The 17,706-nt window shown below is 62.8% G+C and carries 15 protein-coding genes and 1 tRNA gene; 5 read left to right on the top strand and 11 right to left on the bottom strand.

The window, feature by feature from the left end:
- Window positions 1–11: 11 nt before the first annotated feature.
- The 9 genes from nuoH to ACE3TY_RS06180 form a co-directional block, all read right to left on the bottom strand.
- Window positions 12–1,088 carry an NADH-quinone oxidoreductase subunit NuoH gene (gene nuoH, locus ACE3TY_RS06140; RefSeq protein WP_374651869.1) on the bottom strand — a complete coding sequence of 359 codons (1,077 nt, stop codon included), beginning with the start codon at window positions 1,086–1,088 and terminating at the stop codon, window positions 12–14.
- Window positions 1,081–3,147, bottom strand: coding sequence for an NADH-quinone oxidoreductase subunit NuoG (nuoG, locus tag ACE3TY_RS06145; RefSeq protein WP_374651870.1), 2,067 nt, complete (start codon window positions 3,145–3,147; stop codon window positions 1,081–1,083). The genes nuoH and nuoG overlap by 8 nt, the downstream gene beginning before the upstream one ends.
- 26 nt (window positions 3,148–3,173) lie before the next feature.
- Window positions 3,174–4,457, bottom strand: a complete 1,284-nt coding sequence (nuoF, locus tag ACE3TY_RS06150; protein ID WP_374651872.1) for an NADH-quinone oxidoreductase subunit NuoF — start codon at window positions 4,455–4,457, stop codon at window positions 3,174–3,176.
- 4 nt (window positions 4,458–4,461) lie between these two features.
- Window positions 4,462–5,088, bottom strand: a complete 627-nt coding sequence (nuoE, locus tag ACE3TY_RS06155) for an NADH-quinone oxidoreductase subunit NuoE (RefSeq protein WP_374651874.1) — start codon at window positions 5,086–5,088, stop codon at window positions 4,462–4,464.
- Entirely contained in the window at window positions 5,085–6,263 is a 1,179-nt protein-coding gene (locus tag ACE3TY_RS06160) for an NADH-quinone oxidoreductase subunit D (RefSeq protein WP_374651875.1), read from the bottom strand. Before ACE3TY_RS06160 ends, nuoE begins: the two co-directional genes overlap by 4 nt.
- Window positions 6,263–6,895: an NADH-quinone oxidoreductase subunit C gene (locus ACE3TY_RS06165; RefSeq protein WP_374651877.1), complete on the bottom strand. Its 633-nt coding sequence runs from the start codon at window positions 6,893–6,895 to the stop codon at window positions 6,263–6,265. The genes ACE3TY_RS06160 and ACE3TY_RS06165 overlap by 1 nt, the downstream gene beginning before the upstream one ends.
- A 50-nt stretch (window positions 6,896–6,945) precedes the next feature.
- A complete protein-coding gene (locus ACE3TY_RS06170; RefSeq protein ID WP_374651879.1) occupies window positions 6,946–7,494 on the bottom strand; it encodes an NADH-quinone oxidoreductase subunit B family protein in 549 nt (182 codons plus the stop codon).
- Between the two features lie 19 nt (window positions 7,495–7,513).
- Window positions 7,514–7,879 (bottom strand): NADH-quinone oxidoreductase subunit A, encoded by a 366-nt coding sequence (locus ACE3TY_RS06175; protein ID WP_374651881.1) that lies wholly within the window; start codon window positions 7,877–7,879, stop codon window positions 7,514–7,516.
- A gap of 276 nt (window positions 7,880–8,155) precedes the next feature.
- Window positions 8,156–8,232, bottom strand: a tRNA-Asp gene (locus tag ACE3TY_RS06180).
- Window positions 8,233–8,539: 307 nt separating this feature from the next.
- On the opposite strand from ACE3TY_RS06180, the gene ACE3TY_RS06185 reads away from it, so the two are divergent.
- Window positions 8,540–9,655, top strand: coding sequence for an efflux RND transporter periplasmic adaptor subunit (locus ACE3TY_RS06185; RefSeq protein WP_374651883.1), 1,116 nt, complete (start codon window positions 8,540–8,542; stop codon window positions 9,653–9,655).
- A gap of 12 nt (window positions 9,656–9,667) precedes the next feature.
- On the top strand, window positions 9,668–12,772 hold the full coding sequence (locus tag ACE3TY_RS06190) for an efflux RND transporter permease subunit (protein WP_374651885.1): 3,105 nt from the start codon (window positions 9,668–9,670) through the stop codon (window positions 12,770–12,772).
- Here ACE3TY_RS06190 and ACE3TY_RS06195 read toward each other — a convergent pair.
- Complete coding sequence (locus ACE3TY_RS06195) at window positions 12,693–13,169, bottom strand: 2,4'-dihydroxyacetophenone dioxygenase family protein (protein WP_374651887.1); 477 nt, start codon at window positions 13,167–13,169, stop codon at window positions 12,693–12,695. The two genes, ACE3TY_RS06190 and ACE3TY_RS06195, sit on opposite strands and share 80 nt — an antisense overlap.
- A 10-nt stretch (window positions 13,170–13,179) precedes the next feature.
- Window positions 13,180–14,061, bottom strand: coding sequence for a DMT family transporter (locus ACE3TY_RS06200; RefSeq protein ID WP_374651889.1), 882 nt, complete (start codon window positions 14,059–14,061; stop codon window positions 13,180–13,182).
- A gap of 168 nt (window positions 14,062–14,229) precedes the next feature.
- Here ACE3TY_RS06200 and hutU point away from each other — a divergent pair, with 168 nt between their 5' ends.
- From hutU to ACE3TY_RS06215, 3 genes are read left to right on the top strand one after another with little or no spacing between them, the layout of a single operon-like run.
- A complete protein-coding gene (gene hutU / locus ACE3TY_RS06205; RefSeq protein ID WP_374651891.1) occupies window positions 14,230–15,900 on the top strand; it encodes a urocanate hydratase in 1,671 nt (556 codons plus the stop codon).
- Between the two features lie 11 nt (window positions 15,901–15,911).
- The gene (gene hutI / locus ACE3TY_RS06210; protein WP_374651893.1) at window positions 15,912–17,135 is read left to right on the top strand and encodes an imidazolonepropionase; all 1,224 of its coding nucleotides are present in this window, start codon (window positions 15,912–15,914) and stop codon (window positions 17,133–17,135) included.
- Complete coding sequence (locus ACE3TY_RS06215; RefSeq protein WP_374651895.1) at window positions 17,126–17,704, top strand: HutD family protein; 579 nt, start codon at window positions 17,126–17,128, stop codon at window positions 17,702–17,704. Before hutI ends, ACE3TY_RS06215 begins: the two co-directional genes overlap by 10 nt.
- Window positions 17,705–17,706 lie beyond the last annotated feature (2 nt).

Genomic DNA, 17,706 nt, shown 5'->3' on the forward strand with positions numbered 1-17,706 from the left:
TTGTCGGCTCCTCAATTGCTGGCCGGCGCGGTCTCTTCGACCACGGGGGCTGGCAGGATGTTGCCTTTCCTCGGCAGGCTGTCCGTCGCGATGAGCACACCCGCGGTCAGGATCACCATCACCAGGGAAAGCGGCAGGAAGACCTTCCAGCCGAGACGCATCAGCTGGTCATAGCGGTAGCGCGGGAACGTGGCGCGCACCCAGACGAAGCTCGCCGCGATGAAACTGGCCTTCGCCGCAAACCAGATCCAACCCGGGACCCAGGTGAAGGGCGCGACATCGAACGGCGCCTGCCAGCCACCGAGGAACAGGATCGAGGTCATGGCGCTCATCATCCAGATATTGGCGTATTCGCCGAGGAAGAAGAGCGCGAAAGTGAAGGCCGAATATTCGGAGAAGTAGCCGGCGACCAGTTCCGATTCCGCTTCCGGCAGATCGAAGGGCGGGCGGTTGGTTTCGGCAAGGCCGGAGATATAGAAGACCACGAACATCGGCAGCAGCGGGATGCAGAACCAGACATTGGCCTGCGCCTTGACGATGTCGTTGAGGTTGAGCGAACCGACGCACAGCAGCACGGTCACCAGCACGAAGCCGATCGAGACTTCGTAGGACACCATCTGCGCCGCCGAACGGAGGGCGCCCAAGAACGGATATTTCGAGTTCGAGGCCCAACCGGCGAGTACGATGCCGTAGACGCCCAGCGACGAGATGGCGAAGAGGTAGAGGATGCCGACATTAAGATCGGCCAGCACCACGCCGTCATCGAACGGAATGACCGCCCAGGAGATGAGCGACAGGATGAAGGTGATCATCGGCGCCACGACGAAAGCGACGCGGTTGGCGCCCGACGGGATGATCGTTTCCTTGAACAGCAATTTGACGCCGTCGGCGATCGGCTGCAGCAGGCCGAAGGGGCCGACCACGTTCGGGCCACGGCGGATCTGCATCGCCGCCATGATCTTGCGTTCGGCCAAGGTGAGGTAGGCCACGGCCAGGAGCAACGGCACGATGATGCAGAGGATCATCAGCACCGTGAAGATCGTGGTGCCGAGATAGGTCCCGAAGGTCGATGTGAAGAACTCAGCCATGGGTGCCCGTCTTTCCGCCCGCAGCCGGTTGCACGAAACGTTCGGTGCATTGCGCCATCGTTGCCGAAGCGCGGCTGATCGGGTCGGTCATATAGTAGTTGCTGATGGCGGAGCGGAAATGATCGCGCCCGACTTCGCCTTGGCCGCCGAACTGGCCCCAGGCCGCCGGCTCGATAACGCCGAGACGCTGGAAGCGCGGGAAAGCCTGATAGAGCTTCTTGCGCAGCTGATCGAGCGAGTCGTAGCCAAGCTTCTTGCCCAGCGTTTCCGAAAGTGCCCGCAGGATGCTCCAATCCGCCTTGGCATCGCCCGGCGGGAACACCGCGAGGCGGCCGAGTTGGGCGCGCCCCTCGATGTTCATATAGGTGCCGTCCTTCTCGGTATAGGCGGCGCCCGGCAGGATGACGTCGGCGCGGTGCGCGCCACGATCGCCATGATGGCCCTGATAGATCACGAAGGCCTTGCCGAGACGGTTCGTGTCGATCTCATCGGCGGCCAGCAGGTAGACCAGGTCGATATCGCCCTTCTGCGCACCGTCGAGGATGCCGGCGACATCGCGGCCACCGGCCTGCGGCACGAAGCCAAGCTCAAGACCGCCGACGCGGGAAGCCGCAATCTGCAAGACGTTGAAACCGTTCCAGCCGTCGCGCACGACATTGCAGCTTTCGGCCAACTTGCGCGCGAGGCCTAGAATGGCAGCACCATCCGGCCGCGCCAGAACGCCCTGACCGACGATGATCATCGGCGCCTTGGCGTTCTTGAGCGTCTCGGCAAAGCCGTTGACGCCCGAAGCAATCTGGCTCAGCGTCTCGCCGCCGGCACCGAGCATTTCGACCGGATAGGTGAGTTCGCCGACGCCGCCGACGGTGGCGACCTTCAGGCCGCCCTTGAGGTGACGCTTGCGGATGCGGGCATTGAGGACCGGCGCTTCCCAGCGCGGATTGGATCCCACCAGCAGGATCACATCGGCCTTGTCGATGCCGGCGATGGTGCTGTTGAAGAGATAGGAGGCACGCACATTGGCATCGACCGCAGCGCCATCCTGGCGGCAGTCGAGGTTGGGCGACCCCAGCGCCGCCATGAGCTCCTTCAGCGCGAACATGCTTTCGGCATCGCATTGATCGCCGGCGATGGCGGCGATGCGCTTGCCCTCGACACCCTTGAGGCGCGCGGCGATGGCGTTGAACGCCTCGCCCCAGCTCGCTTCGCGCAGCTTGCCGTTCTCGCGCACGAAGGGGCGATCCAGGCGCTGGCGCTTCAGGCCATCGACCCAGAAGCGGCCCTTGTCGGCCATCCACTCCTCGTTCACGTCTTCATTGAGGCGCGGCAGGACGCGCAGCACTTCGCGGCCGCGGGAGTCGATGCGCACATTGACGCCGACCGCATCGGCGACATCGACCGATTCCGTCTTGGCAAGTTCCCAGGGACGCGCGGTGAAGGCATAGGGCTTCGAGGTCAGCGCACCAACCGGGCAGAGATCGATGAGATTGCCGGAAAGCTCCGAGGCAATGCCCTTCTCGACATAGGTGGTGACTTCCATATGCTCGCCGCGCGAGACGGCACCCAGCACCTCGACGCCGGCCACTTCGGTGGCAAAGCGGATGCAGCGCGTGCACTGGATGCAGCGCGTCATCTCGGTCTTCACCAGGGGGCCGAAATCCTTGTCGGTGACGGCGCGCTTTTCTTCCTGATAACGAGAGAAGCTCTTGCCGAAGGCCATCGCCTGATCCTGCAGATCGCACTCGCCGCCCTGATCGCAGATCGGGCAATCCAGCGGATGGTTAATGAGCAGGAATTCCATGACGCCCTTGCGGGCTTTTTGCACCAGCGGGCTGTCCGTCTTGATCACCATGCCCTCGGCAACGGGCATGGCGCAGCTTGCCACGGGCTTCGGCGCCTTTTCCTGTTCGACCAGGCACATGCGGCAATTGCCGGCGACCGACAGGCGTTCGTGATAGCAGAAGCGCGGGATTTCCTTGCCGGCGAGCTCGCAGGCCTGCAGGACGGTAATGCCTGCCGGCACCTCGATCTCAATTCCGTCGATCGTCATCTTCGGCATGATCTTGGATCCCTACTCCCCAGCCCTTATTCCGCTGCCTGGCGGCCACGGAAGTCGCGCATGCGCTGCTCGACCACCGGACGGAAATGTCGCATCAAACCTTGGATCGGCCACGCCGCCGCGTCGCCCAGCGCGCAGATGGTGTGACCTTCGATCTGCTTGGAGATTTCCAGCAGCATGTCGATTTCGGACGGGTCGGCATCGCCCTTCACGAAGCGCGTCATGATGCGGAACATCCAGCCGGTGCCTTCCCGGCACGGCGTGCACTGGCCGCAGCTTTCGTGCATGTAGAAATGCGCGAAACGCGTGATCGCCTCGATAAGGTCAGTCGACTTGTCCATGACGATGACGGCCGCCGTGCCGAGGCCCGACTGCACCGCGCGCAATGAATCGAAATCCATCAGCACATCGTCACAGATATGCTTGGGCAGCATCGGCACCGAGGAACCGCCGGGGATGACCGCCAGCAGATTGTCCCAGCCGCCGCGCACGCCGCCGCAATGCTTATCGATGAGTTCGCGTAAGGGTATCCCCATTTCCTCTTCAACATTGCAGGGCTTGTTCACATGGCCCGAGACGCAGAAAAGCTTGGTGCCCACATTCTTCGGCCGGCCGAGACCGGCAAACCAGGTGGGACCGCGCCGCAGAATGGTCGGCGTCACAGCGATGGTTTCGACATTGTTGACCGTGGTCGGGCAACCATAGAGACCGCAAGCCGCCGGGAAAGGCGGCTTCAAGCGCGGCTGGCCCTTCTTGCCTTCGAGGCTTTCGATGAGGGCCGATTCCTCGCCGCAGATATAGGCGCCGGCACCGCGATGCAGATAGACGTCGAAATCATAACCCGAACCGGAAGCGTTCTTGCCGATGAGGCCGGCATCGTAAGCTTCGTCGATCGCCGCCTGGACGTGCATCGCTTCCTGATAGAACTCGCCGCGCACATAGATATAGGCCGCCTTGCAGCGCATGGCGAAGCCGGCGATGAGGCAGCCTTCGATCAGCATATGCGGATCGAAGCGCAGGATCTCGCGGTCCTTGCAGGTGCCGGGTTCGGATTCGTCGGCATTGACGACGAGATAGGACGGACGGCCATCGGACTGTTTGGGCATGAAGGACCATTTCATGCCGGTCGGGAAACCGGCGCCACCGCGGCCGCGCAATTCCGACGCCTTGATGTCGTCGACGATCTTGTCCGGGCCGGCTTCGAGCAGCGCCTTGGTATTATCCCAGATGCCGCGACGGCGGGCCCCCGCCAGACGCCAATCGTCCTGGCAGTAGATGTTCTTAAAAATGCGATCCTTGTCCTGCAACATCGCTTCAGTCTCCCGCCATGTCGTAGGTGATCGGAATGTCCTTGAGCGTCGTTGGGCCGTCTTCGTTCATCGACGCGCGACGACCGTTCTGCGGACCCTTCTTCGGCTGCCTGCCGGCGGCAAGATCGTCGAGTACCTTGCCCAGGGTTTCGGGCGTCAAATCCTCGTAGAAATCGTCATTGATCTGCACCATCGGCGCATTGCAGCAGGCGCCGAGGCATTCGACTTCCATCATGCTGAAGAGGCCGTCCTTGGTGACTTCCTTCATGGCGACGCCAAGGCGCTTCGTCAGATAGCCGGTGAGGCTGTCGGAACCCCTCAGCCAGCAGGGCGTCGTGCGGCAGACCTGGATCAGGTATTTGCCGACCGGCTGCAGATTGTACATCGTGTAGAAGGTCGCGACCTCGTAGACGCGGATCGGCGCCATGTCGAGCATGCCGGCGATGATATCCATCGCCGCGCGCGGAACCCAGCCATGCTGGCGCTGCGCCAGATCGAGGAGCGGCATCACCGCCGAAGGCTGACGGCCTTCCGGATATTTCGCGACGATCTTCTTGGCCTTTTCCAGATTCTCCGCGCTGAAGGCGAAGCTGTCCGGCTGGACCATATCGGTGTTTGCGTTAGCACTCATCTGTCGATCTCACCGAACACAATGTCGAGGGAGCCGAGGATCGCCACCGAATCCGCCAGCATGTAGCCCTTGCACAGGAAGTCCATGGCCTGGAGATGCGGGAAGCCCGGCGCCCGGATTTTGCAGCGATGCGGCTTGTTGGTGCCGTCGGAGACGAGATAGACGCCGAACTCGCCCTTGGGCGCTTCGACGGCCGTGTAGGTTTCGCCCGCCGGCACGTGGTAACCTTCAGTATAAAGCTTGAAGTGATGGATCAGCGCTTCCATCGAATGCTTCATTTCGCCGCGGCTGGGCGGGGTCACCTTGTGATCGATCGAACTCGCCGGCCCGCCCGGCATTTCCTTGATGCACTGGCGCACGATCTTGAGGCTCTCGCGCATTTCGGCGACGCGCACGAGATAACGGTCGTAGCAATCGCCATGCTTGCCGACTGGGATATCGAAATCCATCCGGTCATAGACCATGTAGGGCTGCGACTTGCGGAGATCCCATGGCACGCCAGAGGCGCGCAGGACCGGACCGGTGAAGCCCCAGGCAATGGCATCCTCGGCCGAGACCGGGCAGACATCCACGAGACGCTGCTTGAAGATGCGGTTCTCGGTGAGCAGGCCTTCCATGTCGTCGACGACCTTGGGGAACTTCTCGCTCCAGGCCCAGAGGTCATCGAGGAGACCCGCCGGCAGGTCCTGATGAACGCCGCCGGGCCGGTAATAGGCTGCATGCAGACGCGCCCCGGAAACGCGCTCGTAGAACTCCATCAGCAGTTCGCGCTGCTCGAACACCCAGAGGAACGGCGTCACGGCGCCGACATCCATGGCATAGGCCGGGATGTTGAGGAGGTGATTGAGGATGCGCGTCACCTCGTCGAACATGACGCGGATATACTGGCCGCGTAAGGGAACTTCGAGGCCCAGCAGCTTTTCGACGCCGAGCACGAAGGCATGCTCCTGGCACATCGGGCTGACGTAATCGAGGCGGTCGAAATAAGGAATCGCCTGGGTGTAGGTCTTGTATTCGATCAGCTTCTCGGTGCCGCGATGCAGCAGGCCGATATGCGGATCGACCCGGCGCACGATTTCACCATCCATCTCCATGACCATGCGCAACACGCCGTGGGCCGCGGGATGCTGCGGCCCGAAGTTCATGGTCATCGGTTTGATATGCGTTTCGGCCATCAGTTTGTCTTCCCAGCCGGGCCTTCGCCGGCTTTTTCGTCACCCGGCAGCACGGGGCGCGGCTGCAGCATGCCTTCCCAGGGGGAGAGGAAATCGAACGAGCGGAATTCCTGCGTCAGCTTCACGGGTTCGTAGACGACGCGCTTCTGCGTTTCGTCGTAGCGGACCTCGACATAACCGGTAAGCGGGAAGTCCTTGCGAAACGGATGCCCCTCGAAACCGTAATCGGTGAGGAGGCGCCGGAGATCCGGGTTACCGTCGAAAAAGATGCCGTAGAGGTCGTAGGCTTCGCGTTCGAACCAGCCGGCGCCGGGATAGACGCCAACGACACTCGGGACCGCCTCATCCTCGCCGATCGCAACCTTGACGCGGCAGCGGCGATTGTGGCTGACGCTCAGCAGGTTATAGACGACGTCGAAACGTTCGGCCCGGTCCGGATAGTCGACGCCGCAAATGTCGATCATCATCTTGAACTGGCAATTGGCGTCGTCGCGCAGGAAACCAAGCACGCGCTCGATGCGCGCCGCAGGGACATAGACCATCAATTCACCCAGGGCGATTTCAGTGCGCAGCACCGCATCCCCGAGGGCGGCGGCGATATATTCGCCGAGCTCGCGATAAACGTCCGTCATGATGGTATTGTCCCTACCCTTCCCCTAGTACGCTGCTTCGATCCGCGGGTTTAGCGCGCGATCGTCGAGGTACGTCGGATCTTCTTCTGCAATTGCAGGATGCCGTAGACCAGCGCCTCGGCCGTCGGCGGGCAGCCCGGAACATAGACATCGACCGGCACGACGCGGTCGCAGCCGCGAACGACGGCATAGGAATAGTGATAGTAGCCACCGCCATTGGCGCAGGAGCCCATGGAAATAACCCAGCGCGGCTCCGCCATCTGGTCATAGACCTTGCGGAGCGCCGGGGCCATTTTGTTGGTCAGCGTGCCGGCCACGATCATCACGTCCGATTGACGCGGAGATCCGCGCGGCACGACGCCGAAGCGGTCGAGGTCATAGCGCGCCATATAGGCATGCATCATTTCGACGGCGCAGCAGGCCAGGCCGAACGTCATCGGCCAGAGCGAACCGGTCCGCGCCCAATTCACCAGCTTGTCCATCTGCGCGACGACGAAGCCCTTGTCCTGCAACTCGTCGGTGACCGCGGTCAGCACCCGGTCCTGGGCTGGACCCGGACGCAGGATTCCGCTGGCTGGCACTGTCTGGGGCTGGCTCATTGGCTTACTCCCACTCCCCTTATTCCCACTCTAGGGCGCCCTTCTTCCACTCGTAGATGAAACCCACGGTGAGGACGCCAAGGAAGATGATCATCGACCAGAAGCCGAAGAGACCAATATTTCCCAGCGACACCGCCCAAGGAAACAGAAAGGCCACTTCGAGGTCGAAGATGATGAAAAGGATCGAGACGAGGTAGAATCGAACGTCGAACTGGCGGCGGGCGTCGTCGAACGCCTCGAAACCGCATTCATAGGGCGACAGCTTTTCCGAATCCGGGTTCTGCTTGCCGAGAAACAGCGAAGCCGTGACCATGACCAGCGTCAGCGCCGTCGCGATGATCAGGAAAATCAGGATCGGCAGGTATTCTTTGAGTAGGTCGTCCATCCCGCGATTTCCTACGCTCCATCACACCGTTCACCCCGCGCCCGGCCGGCGGCCGATGAGCGGGCTTCCACACCCCGGATTTGCAGCGGTCCTTTACGCCAATTTTTCGCAGCGCAAAAGACCCTGATCGCAAACAAAGTTACGACTCCGGGCGGGCCTCACTATAAAGACGTAAATGCGGCCAAGGAAGGGTAAAAACCACCAAAAAGGAGCGTGAATTAAGTCCGAGACGAGACTTAACCGCATGAATACACTACGCTTTTCTGAAAAGGAAAGTGGCGCGAGTGACGGGACTTGAACCCGCGGCCTCCGGCGTGACAGGCCGGCGCTCTAACCAACTGAGCTACACCCGCGCAAGACAGTGTCGGGGCCGGCGCGCGGCCTCGTCTGTTCGGCGGGGCAGCATGTACTGCAATGCCCCGTTGGCTGTCAACACGCATGCGCCGAATTATTGCCCGCGCCGGAATCGCGGCAGGCAGAATCTTCTGATGCGGTGCAACACTTTGCCATAATTTGCCGCTATGTTGCTCCAGCGCAGGGTTTGGCGGCGCTGCTCGTGTAAGTCAGGACGTACCGTGCCGGCGATTTGCCCCCACCGCCGGGCATAAACGTAGGATTCACGCCGCCTTGCCCGCTTTTGATTCGGATAGCCGACAGACAATGATCCAGCCGAAAAGACGCGCCCATCTGCCCCGCATCCTGGCCCTGCTGACGCTGGCCGCCCTGGCGGCGGCCTTTTACTGGGGCCGCGACCGGCTGCCGGAGGGTCTGGTTCCGGCAAGCCTGCTGCCCTCCTCCGCAGCCGCGCCGATCCCTGGGGCCGGCGGGGCCACTGCACCCGTCGCGGTCTATGTCGCACAGGCAACCTCCGAGACACTGGTTCGGCAGTCCCGCGCGGTCGGCACCCTCACCGCCTCCGATACCGTGACCGTCAGCCCCGAAATCGCCGGCCGCATCGTCAGCGTCTCCGGCGCGCAAGGCGGCAAGGTCGCCAAGGGCGACGTGCTGGCGGAATTGGACACCACCATCTACCGCGCCCAGGTCGCCGAGGCCGATGCGAAGCGGAAGCTGTGGCTGGCCAACTCCGAACGCGCCAGCAATCTGATGGCCAAGGGCGCCGGCACGCCCAAGGCCGTGGACGAGGCGACATCGGAACTCGGTGTTGCCGAGGCAGCCCTCAATCTGGCCCAGGCCAATCTGGCAAAGACGCGCATCACGGCACCTTTCAGCGGTGCACTCGGCCTGCGCCAGGTAAGCGTCGGCGAATATCTCTCGCCCGGCCAGTCGATCTTCATTTTGTCCCGCATAGATCCGCTCTATGTCGATTTCGCGGTACCGCAGACGGAGCTCTCCGTGCTCAAGGAAGGCACCCGCGTCGACATCGCCACCGACGCATTTCCCGGCGAGCGCTTCGCCGGAAAGATCCTGGCGATCGATCCGGAACTCGACCCGGCGGCGCGCGCCGTTTCGGTCCGTGCCGAAATCGCCAATCCAGACGATCGCTTGAAACCCGGCCTCTTCATCGAAGTCGAAATCAATGCCGGCACCATCGACAATGCCGTCGTCATCCCCGAAGAAACACTCGTTGCTCGCGGCGACCGCGTCTTCGTCTATGCGGTCGAAGGCGACAAGGCCGTGATGAAGCCGGTGAAAACCGGTTTGCGACAGCAGGGCAAGGTGCAGATTGTCGACGGCCTTTCGGTCGGCGAGACGGTCGTGACGGATGGGCAACTGAAGCTCCGCCCCGGCGCCGATATCGAAATTGTCCAGCCATAGGGAGCAGCCGGCATGCGTCTTCCTGAGCTTTGCATTCGCCGGCCGGTCTTTGCCACGGTCATCAACCTGGTCATCCTGCTGATCGGTTTCATCGCCTATCAGCGCCTGACGGTGCGCGAATATCCCGATATCGACGAGCCGGTGGTCAGCGTCTCCACCACCTTCCGCGGCGCCTCGGCCGAAATCATGGAACTGCAGGTGACGCAGGAACTGGAAGAGAGTCTCTCCGGTATCGAAGGCATCGACTTCATCAAATCGGCAAGCCGCGCCGAATCCTCGCGCATCAGCATCACCTTCCGCCCCAGCCGCGACATCGATTCAGCCGCCGCCGATGTGCGCGACCGCGTCTCCCGCGCGCGCGGCAAGCTGCCGGACGATGTCGAAGAGCCAGTCATCGCCAAGGTGGAGGCTGACGCGCAGCCGATCATCTGGATGGCCTTCACCAGCGACGTCGATTCCTCGCTGCAGATCTCCGACTATGTCGACCGCTTCGTGAAGAACAAGCTGCAGACCCTGTCGGGCATTTCCGAAGTGCGCATTTTCGGGGAACGCAAGCCGGCCATGCGCATCTGGCTGAAGCCGGAGCGCCTCGCTGCCTTCCGGCTGACGGTACAGGACATCGAAGAAGCGCTCCGCGCGCAGAATGTTGAAATGCCGGCCGGCACCATCGAAAGCCAGGCGCGGGAGTTTTCGGTCCTCTCCGATACCGGCGTCGCCTCGCCGGAGGAGTTTGCCGCCATCATCGTCAAGAAATCCACGCAGGCCCTGGTTCGACTGGGCGACGTAGCAGACGTCGAGCTTGGCGCCTATGACGATACGATCCGCACAAGGATCAACGGCAAAACCGGCGTCTCGCTGGGCATCATCAAGCAGTCGACCGCCAACCCGCTCGACGTCTCGGCGGAGATCCGGGCCAATCTGCCGGCCATCCAGGCCAGCCTGCCCAGCGGCATGGCGCTGGAACTGGCCTACGATTCGTCGACCTTCATCCGCACCTCGATCGACAATGTCTATCGTGCCATCGGCGAGGCCGTCGTGCTGGTGCTGCTGGTCATCATCTTCTTCCTGCGTTCGTTCCGTGCCACGCTGGTTCCGCTCGTCACCATCCCGCTGTCGTTGATCGGCGCCTGTGCGATCATGTATGCGCTGGGTTTCAGCCTCAACACCCTCACCATGCTTTCCTTCGTGCTGGCGATTGGCTTGGTCGTGGACGATGCGATCGTCATGCTGGAGAACATCCACCGCCATATCGAGGAAGGCGTCGGTCCTTTGCGGGCGGCTCTCATCGGCAGCCGCGAAATCGCCTTCGCCGTGCTGGCGATGACGATCACCCTGGCCGCCGTCTACGTGCCGGTAGCCCTGCAGAGCGGCCGTACCGGCAAGCTCTTCACCGAATTCGCCCTCACCCTGGCCGGTGCGGTGCTCGTTTCCGGCTTTGTGGCATTGACCCTTTCGCCGATGATGTGCGCCAAGTTCCTGCCCGACCGCGAGCATGAAAAACACGGGCCGATCTACCGTGCCATCGAGTATTTTCTGACAAAATTGACGAACGGTTACGCCGCGTCCCTGCGCTTCTGCATGGCGGCACGCTGGCTGGTCGTGGCCTTGGTTGTCGTCGTCGCCGGCGCGGCCTATTGGCTGTTCCTGGGCCTGAAGCAGGAACTGACACCGGTCGAAGATCGCGGCATTCTGTTTGCTTCCGTGACCGGGCCCGAGGGTGCCACACTTCAATACACTGCCGGCTATGTGCAGCGCGTGGAGAACATCTTCGCCACCGTGCCGGAACTTAACAGCTATTTTACCGTGACCGGCAATCAAAGTCCGTCGCAGGCCATGGCGCCGATGCGCCTCAAGCCCTGGGACGAGCGCACCCGCTCCTCGAAGCAGATCGCCGCCGACCTGCGCAAGCCGCTCTCGCAACTGCCCGGCGTCAATGTCTTCGCCAACGTGCCACCCTCGCTGGGCCAGAGCCCCAATACCAAGGCAGCCGAGCTGGTCGTGCTCAGCACCGGCACCTATGAGGAGCTGGACGAGGTCGTGCAGGCGATCCTCGACACGGCACGCGACGATCCGCGCCTGGCCAATCCGGATTCGGACCTGAAGCTATCCAAGCCGGAAATCCGCCTCACCGTCGATCGCGACAAGGCCGCCGATCTTGGCATAAATGTCGAACGGGTCGGCACCACCATCGAATCGCTCCTTGCCGGCCGCGACGTCACCCGCTTCAAACGCGAAGGCCGGCAATATGACGTGGTGGTCAAGGTTGATAACCGCGCCCGCTCGACACCGGACCAGGCCAAGCTCATTTATGTGCGTGCGTCCGGCGGCGCGATGGTCCCGCTCTCCAACATCGTCAGCCTGCGCGAAACGGTCTCGCCCAAGGACCTCAACCGCTGGAATCAGCTGCGTTCAGCCACCATCTCGGCCAATGCGGGTCCTGGCTACACATCCGGCGACGCGCTTGCCGCCTTGCAGCAGATTGCCACCAGCCAGATGCCGAATACGATGCAGCTCGACTATGCCGGCCAGTCGCGCGAACTGCGCGCATCGAGCCAGAGCGGCCTTACAGTCTTCATCCTGGCGCTCGCCTTCATCTATCTCGTGCTGTCGGCTCAGTTCGAGAGCTTCCGCGATCCTTTCATCATCATGCTAACCGTGCCGTTGGCGATGACCGGCGCTCTGCTTGCCATGCAGCTCACCGGCGGTACGCTCAATGTCTACAGCCAGATCGGCCTGGTGACGCTGATCGGCCTCATCACCAAACACGGCATCCTCATCGTCGAATTCGCCAACCAGCGGCGCGCCACGGGCCTCGGTTTGGTCGATGCCGTGATCGGAGCGGCGGTCTTGCGCCTGCGCCCCATCCTGATGACCACGGGCGCCATGGTGCTCGGCACCATTCCCCTGGCAATGGCGGAAGGAGCCGGCGCGGAATCGCGCCAGGCCATCGGCTGGGTGATCGTCGGCGGTCTCAGCTTCGGCAGCTTCTTCACGCTTTTCGTCGTTCCGGTCGCCTACACCCTGATTGCCGCCAAGTTCAGCGAATCAATTGATCGGCAACTGTCTGATCCAGCCCCGACTGCGCCAGATGCTCGCGAAAGCGCGCCAGCCGCGTGAAGACATCCTCGTATCCGATCTGCTTGCCCGACCGGTCGGTATAGATCAGCGAGCCGCGCGTGACGAAGAAGGTCGTCATGCCGCGTTTTTCATCGGCAACCAGCGTGTGCACTTCTCCCGGCGGCTCGTAGATGAAGCTGCCGGTATCCGCCAGCCAATCATGCTCCAGGTATCGCCACGCCCCTTCGACGACGAAGGCATGCACCGGCGCCGTGTGATAGTGGCAGGCAAGGCTGCCGCCGGGGGTCACTTTCAGCAAATTGGACCAGGCACCGTTTGAACAGTCGAACATCAAGGGTCGCAATTGCACCTGGTCGGTGAGCGGCACCCAGAGCGGATCGTCCTCGGTCACGTGCTGGACGATTTCGGTCATGACATTGACGCTGTCGAATTTCATCGGCTCGCTCTCAGGTTGCTGGCATGCTGTTGTCGGGTGCGGCGCGGCGCAAGGTGACGGCGGCAATCGCCCCCAGAATCAGCGCGCCGCCAAGGAAGATGCTGGCGCCCGGTATCTCACCGTGCACCAGCCACACCCAGAACGGATTGAGGAAGGCATCGGCCAGCGAAATCAGGACCATCTGTACCGCCGGCACATAACGGGCGCCGCGCATATAGAGGACGAGCGGCAACGCCAGTTGCACCGTCCCCATGACGGCAAGAATCAGGAATTCGTTGAGGCCGATCGGCGCCAACCCCTGGGTCAGCGACACGGCAATGAAGATACCGAGTCCGCCAACGATGAGCGAGGGCGCCATTTCGACCGAGTGATATCGGCGCAGGGTGACGCTTTGTCCGGCAAAACAGAGGGCGACCAGAAGGGCGATGAGCGATCCCGTGAGACCGGTCAAAGAGGCCCCGCTTTCGCCGAAGGCCACGACGGCAACGCCGACCAGGGCAACGAGGATCGCCACCAGCACCATCAGGCGCGTGCGTTCGCCGAGCCAGACCCAGGCAAGCAATGCGGCAAACAAGGGCGACGTCGCCGCGACGCACGACACCGCCGCCACGCTCGCCTTCTGCATCGCGAGAATGTAAAGCGACGAGCCGATCCCGAAAAAGCCGGCCGTGGCAACCAGCGGCACCAGCGTCGCCTGACGGAAATGACCGATCGTCTCGGCGCGGTAGCGCAGGAGCATCCATATCAGCAGCGCCACACTCATGCTGCCGCCGCGATAGGCATTGAAGGTCCAGGCATCTATCTCGGGCACGTATCGGATGAAGACGCCGCTGAGGCTCCAGCCAATCGTGGCGCCGACGGCCAGCAGCACGCCCTTCATTTCATTCGACATTATCGCCCCGATCCCCAGATGCCGGGCACAGTACATTAACGTTCCTGAATGATCCATTAACGGTTGGCGGCGGCGCTGTTTCCACCGGCGCAAGACGGTTGCCGAGCGGACGTGCATTTGATATTGTCCATACATGTATATACAAGTTAACTCATTGAGGTGACGACCATGAACGCGCCCGCCGCCAACCAGCGGATCATTCGCGCCCCCCGAGGCACAAAGCTCAACGCCAAATCCTGGGCGACCGAGGCTCCCTTGCGCATGCTGATGAACAATCTCGACCCCGACGTGGCCGAGAATCCGGGTGAACTGGTGGTCTATGGCGGCATCGGCAAGGCGGCGCGCAACTGGGCCTGCTTCGACAAGATCGTCGAGACGCTGAAAAAGATGGAAGGCGACGAAACGTTGCTCATTCAGTCCGGCAAGCCGGTCGGTGTCTTCCGCACGCATGAGAATGCGCCGCGCGTGCTGCTGGCCAATTCCAACCTGGTCCCCCACTGGGCAACCTGGGAGCATTTCCGCGAACTGGATGCCAAGGGCCTGATGATGTACGGCCAGATGACGGCAGGTTCCTGGATCTACATCGGCAGCCAAGGCATCGTTCAGGGAACCTATGAGACGTTCGTCGAAGCCGGGCGCCAGCATTATGGCGGCGATCTCAAGGGCCGCTGGATCCTGACCGGGGGCCTGGGCGGCATGGGCGGCGCGCAGCCGCTGGCCGCGACCATGGCCGGCGCTTCCATGATCGCCGTCGAATGCGAACCCTCGCGCATCGAAAAGCGCCTTGAGACGCGCTATGTCGACACCAAGGCGGCCTCGCTCGATGAAGCGCTTGCACTCCTTGAACAGGCGAAGAAGGAAGGCAAGGCCATCTCCATCGGCCTGCTCGGCAATGCCGCCGAAATCTTCCCGGAGATCGTCAAGCGCGGCATCCGTCCCGATATGGTGACGGACCAGACCAGCGCACATGACCCGCTCAACGGCTATCTTCCCGCCGGCTGGTCGCTCTCCAAGGCGGCCGAGATGCGGCAGAAGGGCCCGGCTGCCGTGATCAAGGCCGCCAAGCAATCCATGGCCGTCCAGGTGCGCGCGATGCTCGAGTTCCAGAAGATGGGCATTCCCACTTTCGATTACGGCAACAATATCCGCCAGATGGCCAAGGAAGAAGGTGTCGCCAACGCCTTCGACTTCCCCGGCTTCGTGCCCGCCTATATACGCCCCCTCTTCTGCCGCGGCGTCGGCCCCTTCCGCTGGGTCGCCCTCTCCGGCGAGGCGGAGGACATCTACAAGACCGATGCCAAGGTGAAGGAACTCATTCCGGAGGACAGGCACCTCCATAACTGGCTCGACATGGCCGGCAGCCGCATCAAGTTCCAGGGGCTGCCGGCGCGCATCTGCTGGGTGGGCTTGGGCCAGCGCATGCGCTTGGGACTCGCCTTCAACGGAATGGTCCGCAACGGTGAGTTGAAGGCGCCGATCGTCATCGGCCGCGACCATCTCGATTCCGGCTCCGTTGCCAGCCCCAATCGCGAAACCGAAGGCATGAAGGACGGCTCGGATGCCGTTTCCGATTGGCCCCTGCTCAACGCCCTCCTCAACACCGCATCGGGCGCCACCTGGGTCAGCCTGCACCATGGCGGCGGGGTCGGCATGGGCTTCTCGCAGCATTCGGGCATGGTCGTCCTCTGCGACGGCTCGGCGGAGGCGGACAAACGGCTGCGCAATGTGCTGACCAACGACCCCGGCACAGGCGTCATGCGCCACGCCGATGCCGGCTATGAAAGCGCCATTGAATGTGCGCGCGAGCAAGGGCTTAATCTGCCGATGCTCAACAAATAGCCGGCACCTCCATGACCTGGGACCTCCTGCTGACCGATTGTCGCGCCGCCACCATGAGCGACAGCGGCCAACCCTACGGTGCGATCGAAGACGCGGCCATTTCGCTTCGTGGCGGCAAGATCGCCTGGATCGGACGGCGCGGCGACCTCCCCGCCGGCGAGGCACGAGAGACCGTCCGGCTCGGCGGACGCTGGGTCAGCCCCGGTCTCATCGATTGCCATACGCACCTCGTCTATGGCGGCGACCGGGCGGCCGAGTTCGAGTTGCGCCTCAAAGGCACCAGCTATGAGGAGATCGCCAAGGCGGGCGGCGGGATCGCCTCGACCGTGACGGCCACCCGGAGTGCCGGTATCGACGAGCTGGCAGCCAGCGCCTCCAGACGCCTAAACGAACTGGCTTCCGAAGGCGTCACGACCATCGAGATCAAGTCCGGCTACGGCCTCGATCTTGAGAACGAGCGCAAACAGCTGGCTGCGGCCAGGCGGCTGGGCGAAATCCACCCGGTCGCGGTACGCACGACGTGCCTCGCGGCCCATGCCTTGCCGCCCGAATTCGCGGGCGACAGCGACGGCTATATCACGCGCGTCTGCGACGAAATCCTGCCGGCCTTGGCGCGCGAGAAACTGGCCGATGCGGTCGATGCCTTCTGCGAGAAGATCGCTTTTTCGCCCGCGCAGACCCGCAGGGTGTTTGAAACGGCCAGACGCCTAGGCCTGCCGGTGAAACTGCATGCCGAGCAGCTGTCGGACCAGGGCGGCGCGCAGCTCGCCAGCGAATTCGGCGCTCTCTCCTGCGACCATCTGGAATATGCGAGCGAGACCGGCATTGCCGCCATGGCCAAGTCCGGCACCGTTGCCGTGCTGTTGCCGGGCGCCTTCTATGCGCTGCGGGAGACGAAGTTGCCGCCCATCGACGGGTTCCGCAAGGCGGGTGTGCCGATCGCCGTCTCGACCGACCACAATCCCGGCACATCGCCCACCCTTTCGCTGCTGCTGATGCTCAGCATGGCCACCACCTTCTTCCGATTAACGCCGGAGGAGGCATTGCTGGGTGCCACGCGCCATGCCGCGAAGGCTCTCGGCCTGCAGGCCACGCATGGCCAATTGCGAGCCGGGATGGCGGCCGACCTCGCCGTCTGGTCGATCGAACGGCCGGCGGAACTCAGCTATTGGTTCGGCGGCAATCCCAATGCAGGCATCGTCCAGAACGGTTCGTGGGTGAAACGATGCATGTGACTTCGCTCAGCGCCAAGGATTACCGCCGCATGCCGTGGAAGAATGGCGGCGGCTCGACGCTCGAACTGCTGCAGGACCCGGCGCCCGATGGCGGCTTCAACTGGCGGCTTTCCATTGCCGACGTAGCAACACCCGGCCCCTTTTCGGCCTTCGACGGTATCGACCGGCAAATCATGCTGGTCAGCGGCAACGGAATGGTTCTGTCCTTCAATGGCGACGCGCCGCCCGCCGTCATTTCCAAACCGCTGCGCCCGCTGGGCTTCAAGGGCGAATGGGCGACGGATTGCCGCTTGATCGACGGCGCCATTCAGGACTTTAATGTCATGGTGCGTAGATCCTGGGGGGCGGCGGCCGTGAACGGCTTCGATCTCGTCAAGGACCAGCGCCTCACACTCGCCGTGGCTCCCTTGGTCGTTCTTCACTTGTTCAACGGCAGCATCGATTGCGCGGGGACGAAGATGCTGGATGGGCAGACGCTACGCCTGGAGAGCGGCACCAACGAACTGGCCGGCCTCACGGCCCTCAGCCCGCAGGCACGGCTGATCGTCGTTTCCTTGAAGGCGCACTGAAC

This window comes from Dongia sp., assembly GCF_041918875.1.
GTDB lineage: Bacteria > Pseudomonadota > Alphaproteobacteria > Dongiales > Dongiaceae > Dongia.